Source organism: Microbacterium sp. Nx66, assembly GCF_904066215.1.
Lineage (GTDB): Bacteria > Actinomycetota > Actinomycetes > Actinomycetales > Microbacteriaceae > Microbacterium > Microbacterium meiriae.
Genome location: NZ_LR880474.1, coordinates 1301086 through 1315066 on the forward strand (window position 1 = coordinate 1301086; position 13981 = coordinate 1315066).

11 protein-coding genes are annotated in these 13981 nt (G+C 71.2%); 6 read left to right on the plus strand and 5 right to left on the minus strand.

Annotation, left to right across the window (positions count from 1 at the left end):
• Positions 1–29 precede the first annotated feature (29 nt).
• From MICNX66_RS06080 to MICNX66_RS06090, 3 genes are read right to left on the minus strand one after another with little or no spacing between them, the layout of a single operon-like run.
• Entirely contained in the window at positions 30–1217 is a 1188-nt protein-coding gene (locus tag MICNX66_RS06080) for a DUF4350 domain-containing protein (RefSeq protein WP_232089216.1), read from the minus strand.
• Positions 1214–1855, minus strand: a complete 642-nt coding sequence (locus tag MICNX66_RS06085) for a DUF4129 domain-containing protein (RefSeq protein WP_187664132.1) — start codon at positions 1853–1855, stop codon at positions 1214–1216. The genes MICNX66_RS06080 and MICNX66_RS06085 overlap by 4 nt, the downstream gene beginning before the upstream one ends.
• Positions 1852–3162 (minus strand): glycerophosphoryl diester phosphodiesterase membrane domain-containing protein, encoded by a 1311-nt coding sequence (locus tag MICNX66_RS06090; RefSeq protein ID WP_187663726.1) that lies wholly within the window; start codon positions 3160–3162, stop codon positions 1852–1854. Before MICNX66_RS06090 ends, MICNX66_RS06085 begins: the two co-directional genes overlap by 4 nt.
• Before the next feature lie 95 nt (positions 3163–3257).
• Here MICNX66_RS06090 and mtrA point away from each other — a divergent pair, with 95 nt between their 5' ends.
• From mtrA to hpf, 5 genes are all read left to right on the plus strand, one after another.
• Positions 3258–3938 (plus strand): MtrAB system response regulator MtrA, encoded by a 681-nt coding sequence (gene mtrA, locus MICNX66_RS06095; protein ID WP_025103044.1) that lies wholly within the window; start codon positions 3258–3260, stop codon positions 3936–3938.
• Positions 3939–3945: 7 nt separating this feature from the next.
• Complete coding sequence (mtrB, locus tag MICNX66_RS06100) at positions 3946–5625, plus strand: MtrAB system histidine kinase MtrB (RefSeq protein ID WP_187663727.1); 1680 nt, start codon at positions 3946–3948, stop codon at positions 5623–5625.
• Positions 5622–7340 carry an LpqB family beta-propeller domain-containing protein gene (locus MICNX66_RS06105; protein WP_187663728.1) on the plus strand — a complete coding sequence of 573 codons (1719 nt, stop codon included), beginning with the start codon at positions 5622–5624 and terminating at the stop codon, positions 7338–7340. The genes mtrB and MICNX66_RS06105 overlap by 4 nt, the downstream gene beginning before the upstream one ends.
• 91 nt (positions 7341–7431) lie before the next feature.
• Entirely contained in the window at positions 7432–8079 is a 648-nt protein-coding gene (locus MICNX66_RS06110) for a ComF family protein (RefSeq protein ID WP_187663729.1), read from the plus strand.
• A 131-nt stretch (positions 8080–8210) separates the two neighbouring features.
• Positions 8211–8867: a ribosome hibernation-promoting factor, HPF/YfiA family gene (hpf, locus tag MICNX66_RS06115; RefSeq protein WP_085607163.1), complete on the plus strand. Its 657-nt coding sequence runs from the start codon at positions 8211–8213 to the stop codon at positions 8865–8867.
• 76 nt (positions 8868–8943) lie between these two features.
• Here hpf and MICNX66_RS06120 read toward each other — a convergent pair whose 3' ends face one another.
• Together MICNX66_RS06120 and MICNX66_RS06125 are read right to left on the minus strand one after the other, a co-directional pair.
• Positions 8944–10269, minus strand: a complete 1326-nt coding sequence (locus tag MICNX66_RS06120) for a hypothetical protein (RefSeq protein ID WP_187663730.1) — start codon at positions 10267–10269, stop codon at positions 8944–8946.
• Between the two features lie 72 nt (positions 10270–10341).
• Complete coding sequence (locus tag MICNX66_RS06125; protein ID WP_187663731.1) at positions 10342–10974, minus strand: PadR family transcriptional regulator; 633 nt, start codon at positions 10972–10974, stop codon at positions 10342–10344.
• A 190-nt stretch (positions 10975–11164) separates the two neighbouring features.
• Here MICNX66_RS06125 and secA point away from each other — a divergent pair, with 190 nt between their 5' ends.
• On the plus strand, positions 11165–13969 hold the full coding sequence (gene secA, locus MICNX66_RS06130) for a preprotein translocase subunit SecA (protein WP_187663732.1): 2805 nt from the start codon (positions 11165–11167) through the stop codon (positions 13967–13969).
• Positions 13970–13981 lie beyond the last annotated feature (12 nt).

Sequence of the window (13981 nt, forward strand, 5' to 3'; positions counted from 1 at the left end):
CGGGAAAGGGGTGTGGGGCGGACGGATGTTCATGTGCCGCTCCGCGGGGACTGCGCGCTCGTCTCCACGGCGGTCTCGAGCTCGTCGAGCCGACGGGCGAGCGCGACGAGGGCGGCGTCGTCGGTGGGCGGAGGTCCCGCCAGCAGGCTCTGCAGCGTGCCGCGCGGGATCCGGAGACGGTCGGCGGCGGCGTCGGCGATCTCGTCCGCGTCCGCATGCACAGCCAACCCGAGTCGTCGGGCCAGTCGCCTACGAGTGCCCTCCCGCAGTGCGTCCGCGGCGTGTGGGGCGTCCGCGGCCCTGGCCGTCAGCCGCGCGCGTCCGTGCATCGTCTCCGACGCGCGGACGGTCACCGGAAGGGTCTCCGCCACGAGCGGGCCGAAACGTCGGCCGCGGGCGAGGGCGACGGCCAGGCCCGCGGCGAGGAGCAGCAGGATCGCCGGGGTGACCCAGTCCGGGGTGAGGCTCCCGAGCGTGTCGGGGGTGGTGCCCTCGATGTCGGTGTCCTCGAACGACGGGACGTACCAGACGACCCGGTCGGTCTGCCCGAGCAGGGCGAGTCCGAGCGCGGCGTTGCCGTCCTCGGCGAGGGCCGCGTTGCTGAACAGCTTCACGCCCTCGACCACCGCGCGGTATCCGTCCCTCTCGTCGACGAGCACGGCCGCGGCATCGTCCTCGCCGAAGCACCCGGTCACGTCGTCTGCGGGGGAGAAGAGCCGATCAGGGCGGATGGCGCCGACTTCGGCGAACTCGGGGACTGCGCAGGTGGCTGTTCTCGGCGCGGCCGAACCCGACGCGTTCTCGCCGATCGCGAGTTCGGCCAGCAGATGCGTGCCTGTGGAGAGGAAGACGACGCGGTCGGCCGGCGCGAGGAGATCCGCCAGCGCGTCGTCGGAGAGCGTGTAGGGGTTGGTCAGGGCCAGCGTGGTGTCCTCGTCGAGGGCGGCGGCTGCCGCGGCCCGCGAGCGGACGACCTCGACCTCGACTCCCTGGTCCCGCAGCAGCTCGGCCAGGGCCAGGGCGCCGGTGCCGGACCGGCTCTCCGGATCGAGGGTGCCCCGCGCGCCGGGGCCGCTCGCCGCGAGTTGGGAGGCTGCGAGGGCGACCGCGACCACGAGCGCCGCGACGAGGAGCCACCCGAGGAGAGAGGCGGTCCGACGCCGCGGGCGCTCGGCGGTGGTGTCGACGGCGATCTCGTCCGATGCGATCGTCGTCACGCGGGCACCCCCTCGGGGCGGTGGGCGCGGAGGCGCTCGTCCGTCGCGGCGAGGTGCCGGTAGTCGTCCTCCGTGGCGGGATGCCGTAGGTAGCGCACGTCGTCGAAGGACGCGGCGGCCCGCCGCAGGGCGTCCGCCTCGTCGGTGAAGACCGCGCTCGCCGAGCGGGCGAGGGACTGCGCCGTCGCTCCGGGCGCCGGATCGATGAGGTCGCGCTCGAGCAGGCTGCGGGCGATCGCGCGGTAGCGGAGCACGACCGCGGCGTCCCAGTCGCTCTGGCGTGCGCTGCGCTCGGCGTCGGCGCGGAGCTGTTCCGCGCTGCGGTCGTCGGCGGCGCCGAGGAGGTCGCCGTGCGCGCGCCGGATCGCTCTCGAGCGTCGGGGGCGCCCCCACACGATCAGCGCGGTGACCAGAGCCGCGGCGATGAGCACCGTGACCACGATGAGTGCGGTCGGGCCGACGCTCGCCCCGTTCTCCCCGCTGAAGAGATCGGCGAGGAAGCGCATCACGTCGCGGGCGAGGAGGTCGAACCACGTGGGCTTCGCGTCCGCGTACCGCGGATTGGACAGCTCCTCCTCGGCCCAGCGTCGCGCTTCGTCCCCGTCCGGGACGAAGACGTCGTCGAACCGTCGCATCATGACGGCGGGGTGCTGCCCGGCGCCGTCCATCCGGCTGCGTCCTCGGCGGACGGCGGGGCGGGAGGGGCCGGTGCGGGCGGCGGCGGAGGGGCGAACGCGGTCGGCGCGGGAGAGGTCGGGAGAGGACCCGCCGCCCCCGGGAACGGCATCGGCGCCACGGGGGGCCCGCCGTACGCCGGGGAGCCGTAGCCCTGGGACATCATCACGTGCTCCGGCACCTGCCGGGGCGGGGGAGCGCTGGTGACCGCACGGGCGGGATCGATCGCGAACGGGTCGCCGAGCTGGTCTTCCGGCACACCGAGGTCGCGGCGCTCCACGTGGGAGAGGAGCGTCTGGTCGAGCCCCTCGTAGCGCATCCGGCAGTCGAGGTAGACGAGCACGCCGCCGGTGCTCTGCACGACGATGGTGATCGCCTGCAGGATCAGCAGCAGCACCTGCGGGGCGAGGAGGGCGAAGACGTACGCGATGACGGCGCTCGGCTCGCTGGACCCGGTCGGGGCGATGACCGTCCCGAGGAACGAGGAGAACATGGCGGTCGGGATGCTGACCACCTGCATCGCCAGGCCCATGATGAGGCTGATGAGGAAGGTCACGCCGAACGCGACCCAGAACCGGCCGCGGGTCAGGCGCCACGACCGCACGAACGCCTCCCGGAAGCGGGCCCGCTCCAGCACGAGGATCGACGGGACGAGCAGCAGCTTGGTCGACAGCCAGACCGTGAGCGGGATCGCCGCCAGGGCCAGGAGCACCACGACGAGCACGACGATGCCGATCATCTCCGGGGTGCCCCCGAGACCGCCGGCGATGAGAGCGGCGATGACGACCGCGACGATCGCGAGCCCGCCGAAGAGCGCGAGCACGGAGAGGGACGCGAAGCCGGCGAGCCGCCAGAAGGCCGGGGCCATGCGGCGCCACAGCATCCGCAGCGTGGCCTTGACGCCGACCGTCGCGTAGCCGACCTCGGCGGCCACCACCCCCTGCATGATCGCGGTGAACGCGACGGAGGCGAGCCCCACGACGAGGCCGGCGATGAGGTTGATGGCGATCGTGCCGGCGAACACGGCCTCGAAGTCGGGGGAGGAGGGGGAGACCGTCTCCAGCCGGGAGAACGTCGAGAACAGGACGAGCCCCATCACCCCGGCGGTGGCGACGACGACGATGAGCTGGATGACGACGGCGAACCCGAACAGGACCTTCGGGTTGTGCCGCAGCGCCGCGAAGGCCTTGCCCAGCAGCATGCCGAACGTCAGCGGATGAAGGGGGATGATGCCCTTCCGGGGAGCTGGGGTCCACGTCTGGCCGCTCACGGGCCTCCCTCCGTCGTGCGCTCCCATCGTGTCATATCCGGGCACTGAGGCGCAGACCTGCGGAGGGCGGGACTCGGTGCCATAAGGTAACAGTTATGACCTCACGCATCCTTGTGGTCGACGACGACACCGCGCTCGCCGAGATGATCGGCATCGTGCTGCGCACCGAGGGATTCGAGCCGGTGTTCTGCGCGGACGGTGCGCGCGCGGTCGACGAGTGGCGCGCGCAGCGCCCCGACCTGGTGCTCCTGGACCTGATGCTCCCCGGAATGGACGGCATCGAGATCTGCACGCGCATCCGCGCCGAGTCGGGTGTGCCGATCATCATGCTGACGGCGCGCAGCGACACGGCGGACGTCGTCCGCGGCCTCGAGGTCGGCGCCGACGACTACATGGTCAAGCCGTTCAACCCGAAGGAGCTCGTGGCCCGCATCCGCACCCGGCTGCGCCCGACGCCGCAGGCCTCCAGCGAGCAGCTGCGGATCGGCGACCTCACCGTCGACGTGGACGCGCACGAGGTGCGCCGCGGGACGACCCCGATCGCCCTCACGCCGCTCGAGTTCCAGCTTCTCGTGGCCCTCGCCTCCAAGCCGCAGCAGGTGTTCTCCCGCGAGATGCTCCTCGAACAGGTCTGGGGCTACCACTACAAGGCGGACACCCGGCTCGTGAACGTGCACGTGCAGCGGCTGCGGGCGAAGGTCGAGCTCGACCCGGACAACCCCAAGATCGTCATGACGGTCCGCGGCGTCGGCTACCGCGCCGGCAGCGTCACCTAGGGACCCCATGGCCGCGACGACTGCGACCACGGCCGTCGCCGTCCTCCGCGACTGGCGCGGCTGGCCGGACGTGCTGGCGGCGCTGTGGCGGCGCTCACTCCGGTTCCGCACCCTCGCGATCACCCTCGTCGCCACGTCGCTGGCGATCCTCATCACGTGCGTCACGATGGCGCTGGTCATCCAGAACGACCTCTTCGTGTCGCGGAAGAACGTCGCGCTGGAGGATGCCCGCCGAGCGGTGGACCAGGCGCAGTCCCTGCTGGACGTGGCGGAGGTGGGCGATGACCCCGCCGCGCTCACCGATCTGTGGAACGGCATCCCCGACACCCTCTCGCGCACGTCGAGCGCCGACCTGCTCGCCGGCTTCAAGATCCAGGACGGCTCGGGGACGGTCCGGCTCAACGGCTTCACCGCCGGGCTCACGCCGGATCTGCTGAGCCCCGAGCTGCAGGCCAGGGTCCGCGAGTTCGACGACCGGCAGGCCTGGCAGTCCGTCGCCCTGCCCACGGAGGACGGCGGCGTCGTGCCGGGCATCGTCGTGGGGCAGCAGCTCCAGGTGCCGCAGGCCGGGACCTTCGAGATCTACTTCGCCTACGACCTCGCCGACGCCGACCAGACCCTCGTGTTCGTGCAGCGCACCCTCTGGATCGCCGGCATCGGGCTGGTGGCCATCGTCGCGGCCATCTCCTGGATCGTGCTGCGGACCGTGTCCACCCCGATCGTCCAGGCGGCCGAGACGAGTGCGCGGCTCGCGGCGGGCGATCTCGGCGTGCGGCTGGAGGTGCACGGCGAGGACGAGCTCGCGACGCTGGGGCGCTCCTTCAATGCCATGGCCGACAGCATCGAGGCGCAGATCAAGGAGCTCGGCGAGCTCTCCATGGTGCAGCAGCGCTTCGTGTCCGACGTCTCGCACGAGCTCAGGACCCCGCTGACGACGATCCGCCTCGCCGCCGACATGCTCAACGACCAGCGCGACGAGTTCGACCCCACGACCGCCCGCACCGCCGAGCTCCTGCACGCGCAGGTGCAGCGGTTCGACACGCTGCTGGCCGACCTGTTGGAGATCAGTCGGTACGACGCGGGGTCCGTGCAGCTCGAGCTGGAGGCGACGAGTCTCGCCCAACTCGCAGAGGACATCATCGAGCAGATGCGACCTCTTGCGGAAGGGCATGGCACGGAGATCCGCTTGGTGGCGCCCGGCGGCTATTCGCCGGTGGATATGGACCCGCGTCGTGTGCGGCGCGTGCTGCGGAACCTGATCGGCAACGCGATCGAGCATGGAGAAGGGCGTCCGGTCGTCGTCACGGTCGACAGCAACCAGCACGCGGTGGCCGCGGGCGTGCGCGACTTCGGGCTCGGGATGGACCCCGGAGACGCGGAACGTGTGTTCGATCGCTTCTGGCGCGCCGACCCGTCGCGGCAGCGCACCATCGGGGGCACGGGGCTCGGCCTGTCGATCGCCCTCGGCGACGCCACCCTGCACGGCGGCACCCTCGCCGTGTGGTCGGAGCTGGGGGTGGGCTCGCACTTCGTGCTGACCATTCCCCGCCACGACCGGGTGCTGGACGGCCCGAGCCCGATCCCGGTGGAGCCGCAGGAGCCCCTCACAGAACTCGGCGACGCGACGCAGCCGATCTCGATCGCCGAGACCTATTCCGATCTGCTCGACGGGAAGGACCAGTCATGAGCCCGCGCGCGAGGAGCCGATTCGTCCGTGGCGCCGCACTGGCGCTGGTCGCGCTGCTGCTTCCCGCGTGCGCCGGTCTGCCGACGAGCGGCGACGTCGCGGTCGGTCTCCAGCTGGGGGAGTCCCCGGACGACGTCGACGTGCTCCCCGTGGCTTCCGGTCCCGTTGCGGGGGCGGGCCCCGAGGAGATCGTCGAGGGGTTCCTCGAAGCCGGCATCACGACATCGGACAACTGGGCGACGGCTCGGGAGTTCCTGGCGCCTTCTCTGCAGCGCAGCTGGCGACCATCGGCGGGGGTCTCCATCGACGCTGGTCCCGAGGCCCGCACCCTCAGCTCGAACGTCCCCGACGACCAGGTGGAGGACGCTGAGGAGGCCGAGGTGCAGGTCCTCCTCGAGCTGGTCGCCAGCGTGGACGACTCCGGGGCGTACAGCGGTGCCCCCGGCGACTCGAGCGTGCCGTTCGCGCTCGCGAGGGGGGAGGACGGCGAGTGGCGGATCACCGAGGCGCCCGACGGCGTGGTGATCGACCAGAGCCGGTTCCCGAATGTGTTCGAGGGGTACTCGCTGCAGTGGTTCGACGCGCGCTGGTCCCGACTCGTCCCGGATATGCGGTGGTTCCCGCGACGCCAGAGCCCGGCGACGACCGTGACGCAGGCCCTCGTCAGCGGTACTCCGGCGGAGTGGCTCGATCCGGCCGTGCAGACGGCGTTCCCCGCCGACGTCCAACTGGCACAGGACGCGGTGCTCATCACGGGGCAGGCGGCCGAGGTGGCGCTGACCCGACCCGCGGCGAGCCTGGACGAGACCACGCTGGCCCGGATGCGCACCCAGCTGCAGGCCACGCTGAAGGCCGCGGGCGTGAACGTCACGCAGGTGCGTTTCAGCGTCGACGGCCGCGCGCTCGACGCGGGGGTCGTCGATGTCATCAGCACCCCGTCGGAGCCGGGGACGCTCGTGCTGAAGGACGGCAGGTTCGGTCGCATCGTCGGTGACGAGATCGCGTCGATCCCCGGGATCAGCGCGCAGATCCAGGCGGTCACGCAGCCGATCGAGGCGATCGACGTGGCCGCGGACGACGCGACCGCAGCGCTGCAGCTCGACGACGGCCACGTGTACCTCGCGACCGAGAACGGACGCAACGAGCTGGATGCCCGGTCCGGCCTCGTGCAGCCGTCCCTCGACCCCTACGGCTACGTGTGGTCGGTGCCCGCGTCAGCCCCGCAGGCGGTGCTCGCCGTCGGCCCCGATGTGGTCGGACACGAGGTCGCCGGCGCGTGGCCGAACGCCTCGTCCATCTCCGATCTGCGGGTCGCCGCCGACGGCGCCAGGCTCGCGGCTGTCGTCCGGGTCGGCGGCCAGCTCTGGGTGGTCGTCGCGGCGGTCGTCCGGGACGGCGCCGGTGTGCCCACAGAGCTCGGTGAGGTGCGACAGCTGCTCCAGCTCACCGAGCCGTCGACGGGGCTCGTCTGGCTGGGGCCCGATCGGCTGGCCGTGCTCACAGACTCCACGACGCCCCGTCTGATCGTGCAGCCGGTCGGCGGACCGGGCTCGGCCGAGAGTGCACCCAGCAATGCGGCGTCGATCGCCGGTGCCCGCACTCCGGCGGGTGTGCGCATCCTGGACACCTCGGGGCAGCTGTTCGCGCACGCGGGATCGGCGTGGCGGGAGGTGACGGAAGGCGTCTCCGTCCTGGCCACACGAACCGGCGAATGACCTCTCCTGCACGGAACGGCCTCGGCGCCGATCGAGTCCCGCCACAAGGGGATGGCTCTCGGGGGCACGCGCCTGACGGCAGGATCTCGACATGGGGTTCACGACACGGGTGGGCGCGCTCGCCGCGGAGACCGGGGGGCTGCTGCTCGCGGCGAGTTGTGCCGGATGCGACCGGCCCGGCATCGTGCTCTGCGACAGCTGCCGGGTCGCGCTCACCGCGAGGCCGCGCGACGTGCGGACCCCGGGCGGGTTGCGGGTCCGCGCCGCCCTCGACCTGGACGGTCCGGCCGCTTCCTGCATCCGGCGTCTGAAAGGAGCGGGGCAGACCGCGTTGGGACGACCGCTGGGCGCCGCCCTCTCCGCCGTCCTCCTCCCTGCTGTCGGACCGGGAGTCTGGGTGATCCCCGTCCCTACCTCGCGGGCAGCCTTCCGTCGGCGCGGCTACCGCGTGCCTGAGCTCCTCGTCCGGTCCGCCGGTGCGGAGCCGCAGCGCGTCCTCGCTCTCACCCGTCAGGTGCGGGACCAGCGCGAGCTGTCTGCCGTCGCGAGGGCCGACAATCTCCGGGGCGCGATGCGCGCACGCCGACGAGGGCTCGGCGCACCCGCGATCGTGGTGGACGACGTCGTGACCACGGGGGCCACGCTCGACGAGGCCAGCCGCGCCCTCGTCGCCGCCGGATTCGTCGTCGCCGGGGTCGTCGCGCTCGCCGCCACGCCGATGTCGGCCCGATCCGGATGAGGTTCATTGCAGACTCACCGGAGACACAGGGCCTCGGGCCGTGACATCGGCCGCGGGTCGGACTACGGTGGGGTGTCACAAGGCGACCACGGTCCGCCCTTGGCCGGGTGGACCGGGACAAGGAGGCAGCAATGGAAACGAGCATCGTGGGCGTCGGAGTGGGCATCACCGATCGCTTCCGCACCGTCGTCGAAGAGAAGATCGCCAAGATCCAGACACTCGCCGCCAAGGCGCAACGCCTGGACGTGAAGGTCACGCACCGGGTCTACCGCAACGGTCGGGTCCCGGACGAGACGGTCGAGTTGACGCTCGTCGGGAAGGGCCCCGTGGTCCGTGCCGAAGCGGTCGACGGCGACAAGTTCGTGGCGCTCGACCTCGCGATCGACAAGATGACCGAGCAGCTGCGCCGCGCGAAGGAGAAGCGCGTCGACGGACGACAGCATCCGCGAGGCCCGCACTTCGAGAAGGGCAGCGGTTCGCTCGAGGGCATCGACGTGCAGCCCGCCTCCGCCGAGGTGCTGCACGCCGTGGCGACGGGGAGCATCCCCGTGCAGAGCGAGGAGGAGGAGGACTACTCCCCGGTCGTCATCCGCACGAAGAGCTTCGAGGCGGAGTGGATGACGGTGGAGGAGGCCGTCGACCGGATGGAGCTCGTCGGGCACGACTTCTTCCTCTTCGTCGATGCGCGCACCGACCACCCGAGCGTGGTCTACCGCCGCAAGGGCTGGGACTACGGTGTCATCGCCCTCAGCACGCAGGCTCCGCCCGCTGAGGCGCTCGCCTCCTGACAGGACCGAGAACGGCCCGATCCCTGCGGGGATCGGGCCGTTCCCGTGTGAAGCTCGGGGGGGGGGGGGGGGGGCGTCAGTCGAAGATGCCGTCCAGGAGGCTGCCGATGACGAGCCCGCCGAGGATACCGGAGGCGAGGTCGCCACCGCCCATGCCGCCGCCGCGACGGGGGCCGCCGCCCCAGCCCCCGCCCCAGTCCTGGTCCTGCGGGCGCGAGGAGTCGATGTCCCGCTGTGCGAGCTGGAGAGCTTCCGCGGCGAGGTGGGCCACCCTGCGGGCCTGCGCCAGGGCCGCCTCGCGCGTCTCCTCGGCGGGCAGGAGAGCCGGCAGGTCGACCCGGAGCCGCTCGGCCTCGGCCAGACGGGTGCGGGCGTCGGCGCCGATCCATCCGCGGTGGCCGGCGATGAGGCCGCGAGCGACGCCGAGCTGCCGGTCGGCGTCGTCCATCGCGTGCTGCACCTGTGCGATGGACGGCAGGGGGTTCTCGGCCCGGTGTCGCGCCGTGGCGATGGCCTGGTCGAGGCCCGCGTTCGCTTCGCGCAGCTGGGAGAGCTCGGCGAACGGGTCGTTGGGCTGCCCGGAGGGGGTGAGCGCGGCCAGAGCCGCCTGCAGCCGCGCGACGGCTTCCGCCACGGCGGGCGTGGAAGGAGCGGTCCGCGCGGCGATGAGGTCGTTGCGGGAGTCGGCGATGACCTCGGCCAGCGTCGACTCGGCGCGCAGCGCCTCGATCTCGAAGTCCTCGACGGCATCGAGCAGGGCGCCGGCGCGGCGCGTCGCCTCGGTGGCCGTCTCCAGTGCGAGGTTCGCCTCCTCGTTCTGCTTCGCGGCACGGCGGCGCTCCGAGATGTCGGCGCTGTGGGTGGCGAAGCGGATCAGCTGCTCCGCCTCGGCGGCGCTCGCAGTGATCTGATGCATGGCGGAGTCGGAGTAGCGGGCGGACAGCCGGGACACGGTCTCGTCCGTCTGCGGGATGCGGGCGCTCAGAGCCTCCGCGTCGGCGCGCACCTGCGCGATGATCTCGGGCGCTCGCCGCACCTTCGCGACCGACTCCGCGAGCACGGTGGTCTTCTCGTCGAGCAGGTCCTGGGCCCAGTCGCAGAGCTGCAGGATCCGCGCGTTCCGCGTGCGCAGTTCCTCATCGGTGTCCGGGATCTCGTCGTGGTTGAGCTGGTGGAGCTGGAACGCCTCCCGCAGGTGCGTCCGGACCGACAGCAGCGCGGCCTTGAGGTCGGACGTCAGGGACTCGCCGAGCTCGGCCTCCGCGAAGACGAGCTCGTCGGAGGTGGTGCGGATCCGCTCGTCGGCGGCGACGAGTGCCTGCTCCGCGCGTCGGGCGAGGTCCGCGTCCTGCGCGGCGAGTTCTTCCTGTTCGCGTTTGCGTCTACCCCAAAATCCAGCCATGTGCCGATCCTAGTTTCCCCGGCACCCGCGCGGGCTGAGCATCCGCTCCAGGCGAACGGCCCGCCGCGGAGCTCAGGCGGGCACCGCGACGGTGTCCTCGCCGCCGACGGCCAACGGCGTCGCCTTCGCCGGACGTCCCCTCTTGGGCCGTTCGGTGGTCAGTTCCAGCGCCATCTCGGGGTGCGGGTGCTGCGCGAGCCGCGCCTCCGCCTGATCGAGCCAGCGGAGCTCGGCTTCCGCCGCGCAGATGAGGGAGTCGAGGACGAGCGACCACGCGAGGTCCTCGGGGCTGCCCGCCGCGAGCCCGGGGGAGGGCGTGCGGCGCAGCTCGTCCAGCCGCTGCTGTGAGGCGTCCCGCTGGCTGCGGAGGATGGTCGCGGCATCCACTCCGGGCAGCGTGGCGGCGACCGCGAGTTTCACGGCGAGCTCCTCGCGCGTCGCCGGAGCGCGGAGCACCGGGGCGGCGAGCCAGCGCGCCGCCTCGGCCGAGCCCGCTGCGGTGATGTGCCAGTAGACATGGCCGTGGTCGTCGGCCTCCCCGCGCTGGACGAGGCCGTCGCGCTCGAGTCGCTCCAGGGTGTTGTAGATCTGGCCGACGTTGAGGGGCCAGGTCGACCCGGTCCGGCGGTCGAACTCGTGGCGCAGCTGGTAGCCGTAACAGGGGCCCTGATCGAGGATGGCGAGCAGGCTCTGGCGTACGGACATGGCCGGTCTCCCGAGGATGGTGGATGGAAAGCAGTGCCGAGTATATGCATACCCGGCAATTTCACTGACGCGGCGCGGCGGCCGCCCTTGCAGGCGACGTGGAGGTCACAGCCCGGTAACATGGCAAAGCATGCCTGTCGCTCGCCTCGCGACGACCGGCGAATGACCCAATGACAGGGAGATGACATCCGTGGCGAATCCTCTTGAGAAGCTGCTGCGTGCAGGTGAGGGGCGGATCATCCGCCGTCTGAACCAGGTGGTGAAGGCGGTGAACGCCCTCGAGGAGGACATCTCCCAGCTCACGGACGACGAGCTGCGCAACGAGACCGCCGAGCTGCGCGCCCGGTACGAGAAGGGCGAGACGCTCGACCAGCTCATGCCGGAGGCGTTCGCCGCGGTGCGCGAAGCCGCGAAGCGGACGCTCGGCATGCGCGCGTACGACGTGCAGATCATGGGTGGCGCGGCCCTGCACCTCGGCAACATCGCGGAGATGAAGACCGGTGAGGGCAAGACCCTCGTCGCGACCTTCCCCGCCTACCTGAACGCGATCGCGGGCGAGGGCGTGCACGTCATCACCGTGAACGACTTCCTCGCGAGCTACCAGGCGGAGCTCATGGGTCGTGTCTACCGCGCGCTCGGCATGACGACGGGCATCATCGTGTCCGGGCAGACACCCGCCGTGCGCCGCGAGCAGTACGCCGCCGACATCACCTACGGGACGAACAACGAGTTCGGCTTCGACTACCTCCGCGACAACATGGCCTGGCGCAAGGAGGACCTCGTCCAGCGCGAGCACTTCTTCGCGATCGTCGACGAGGTGGACTCCATCCTCATCGACGAGGCACGCACGCCTCTGATCATCTCCGGGCCGTCGTCCGGTGAGGCGAACCGCTGGTTCGCCGAGTTCGCCAAGATCGCGCGCACGCTCGTCGCCGGTGAGGACTACGAGGTCGACGAGAAGAAGCGCACCGTCGGCGTCCTGGAGCCCGGCATCGAGAAGGTCGAGGACTACCTCGGCATCGACAACCTCTACGAGTCGGCCAACACGCCGCTGATCTCGTTCCTGAACAACTCCATCAAGGCGCTCGCGCTCTTCAAGAAGGACACCGACTACGTCGTCATGAACGACGAGGTCATGATCGTCGACGAGCACACCGGCCGTATCCTCGTCGGCCGCCGCTACAACGAGGGCATCCACCAGGCGATCGAGGCGAAGGAGGGCGTGCCGGTCAAGGCCGAGAACCAGACCCTCGCCACCGTCACGCTGCAGAACTACTTCCGCCTCTACGACAAGCTCGCCGGCATGACCGGTACGGCCGAGACCGAGGCCGCCGAGTTCATGTCGACGTACAAGCTCGGCGTCATCCCGATCCCCACGAACAGGCCGATGATCCGCAAGGACCAGCCGGATCTCGTGTACAAGAACGAGGCGGCGAAGTTCGCGCAGGTCGTCGAGGACATCGCGGAGCGCCACGCGAGCGGTCAGCCCGTGCTCGTGGGCACCACCAGCGTCGAGAAGAGCGAATACCTGTCGCGGCTGCTCGCGAAGAAGGGCGTCAAGCACGAGGTCCTCAACGCGAAGAACCACGCGCGCGAGGCGGAGATCGTCGCCCGCGCCGGTCGGCTCGGTGCCGTGACGGTCGCGACGAACATGGCCGGTCGAGGCACGGACATCATGCTCGGTGGTAACGCCGAGTTCCTCGCGGTGCAGGAGCTGAAGGCGAAGGGGCTCGACCCGGTGGAGACGCCGGAGGAGTACGAGGTCGCCTGGGACGAGACCTACGAGGCGATGAAGAAGGTCGTCGAGGAGGAGGCCGAGAAGGTCATCGAGGCCGGTGGCCTCTATGTGCTCGGCACCGAGCGCCACGAGTCGCGCCGCATCGACAACCAGCTGCGCGGTCGTTCCGGCCGTCAGGGCGACCCGGGCGAGAGCCGCTTCTACCTGAGCCTCACCGACGACCTCATGCGGCTGTTCCAGTCGGGTGCCGCCGAGGCGATCCTGGCCCGCACGAACTTCCCGGACGATGTGCCGATCGAGTCGGGCCTCGTGTCCCGCGCGATCCGCAGCGCGCAGTCGCAGGTCGAGGCCCGCAACGCCGAGATGCGCAAGAACGTCCTCAAGTACGACGACGTCCTCAACCGTCAGCGTGAGGCGATCTACGCCGACCGTCGTCAGATCCTCCAGGGCGACGACATCGCCGACCGGGTGCAGCACTTCATCGAGGACGCGATCAGCGGCGTCGTGCGCGACCACACCGGCGAGGGACACAACGAGAGCTGGGACTTTGACGCCCTCTGGACCGAGCTGAAGACGCTCTACCCGGTGAGCGTCACGATCGACGAGGTTGTCTCCGAGGCCGCAGGTCGCAAGGGCGGCATCACCGCCGAGGGTCTCACGCGCGAGCTGCTCTCGGACGCGAAGATCGCGTATGAGAAGCGCGAGGAGTCGCTGGGCGAGGCCGCGACCCGCGAGCTGGAGCGTCGCGTGGTCCTGCAGGTGCTCGACCGCCGCTGGCGCGACCACCTGTACGAGATGGACTACCTCAAGGACGGCATCGGCCTGCGGGCGATGGCGCAGCGTGACCCGCTCATCGAGTACCAGCGCGAGGGCTACGCGATGTTCCAGTCGATGATGGGCCAGATCAAGGAGGAGTCGGTCGGCTACCTCTACAACCTCGAGGTCGAGGTCCGTCGCGCGGGCGACGCCGAGACCGCGGAGGTCGAGGCGAAGGGCCTCGCCAACGACGGCGGAGAGCAGCGGCTGGAGTACTCGGCCGCCAACGACGCCGGAGAGGTCGAGGTCCGCAACGACCGGGGCCAGGTGCAGCAGGCCGCGACCGACCGGATGCGTCAGGCCGCCGCGCGCGCTCAGGCACCGCAGGCGGCCGAGCCCGAGGAGGCTCCGCGCGGGGCCTTCGGGCAGCGCACGGAGCAGAGCGCCCCGGCCGCGGGCAACCGCGAGCAGCGCCGCGCGCAGAGCAAGAAGAAGAAGTAGCCCCCGGGTGAG

What these genes read in the sequence shown, in the direction of transcription:
- MICNX66_RS06085 (WP_187664132.1), bottom strand. Translation starts at nt 1,855, where the DNA reads ATGATGCGACGGTTCGACGACGTCTTCGTCCCGGACGGGGACGAAGCG.
- mtrA (WP_025103044.1), top strand. Translation starts at nt 3,258, where the DNA reads ATGACCTCACGCATCCTTGTGGTCGACGACGACACCGCGCTCGCCGAG.
- mtrB (WP_187663727.1), top strand. Translation starts at nt 3,946, where the DNA reads ATGGCCGCGACGACTGCGACCACGGCCGTCGCCGTCCTCCGCGACTGG.
- MICNX66_RS06105 (WP_187663728.1), top strand. Translation starts at nt 5,622, where the DNA reads ATGAGCCCGCGCGCGAGGAGCCGATTCGTCCGTGGCGCCGCACTGGCG.
- MICNX66_RS06110 (WP_187663729.1), top strand. Translation starts at nt 7,432, where the DNA reads ATGGGGTTCACGACACGGGTGGGCGCGCTCGCCGCGGAGACCGGGGGG.
- hpf (WP_085607163.1), top strand. Translation starts at nt 8,211, where the DNA reads ATGGAAACGAGCATCGTGGGCGTCGGAGTGGGCATCACCGATCGCTTC.
- MICNX66_RS06120 (WP_187663730.1), bottom strand. Translation starts at nt 10,269, where the DNA reads ATGGCTGGATTTTGGGGTAGACGCAAACGCGAACAGGAAGAACTCGCC.
- MICNX66_RS06125 (WP_187663731.1), bottom strand. Translation starts at nt 10,974, where the DNA reads ATGTCCGTACGCCAGAGCCTGCTCGCCATCCTCGATCAGGGCCCCTGT.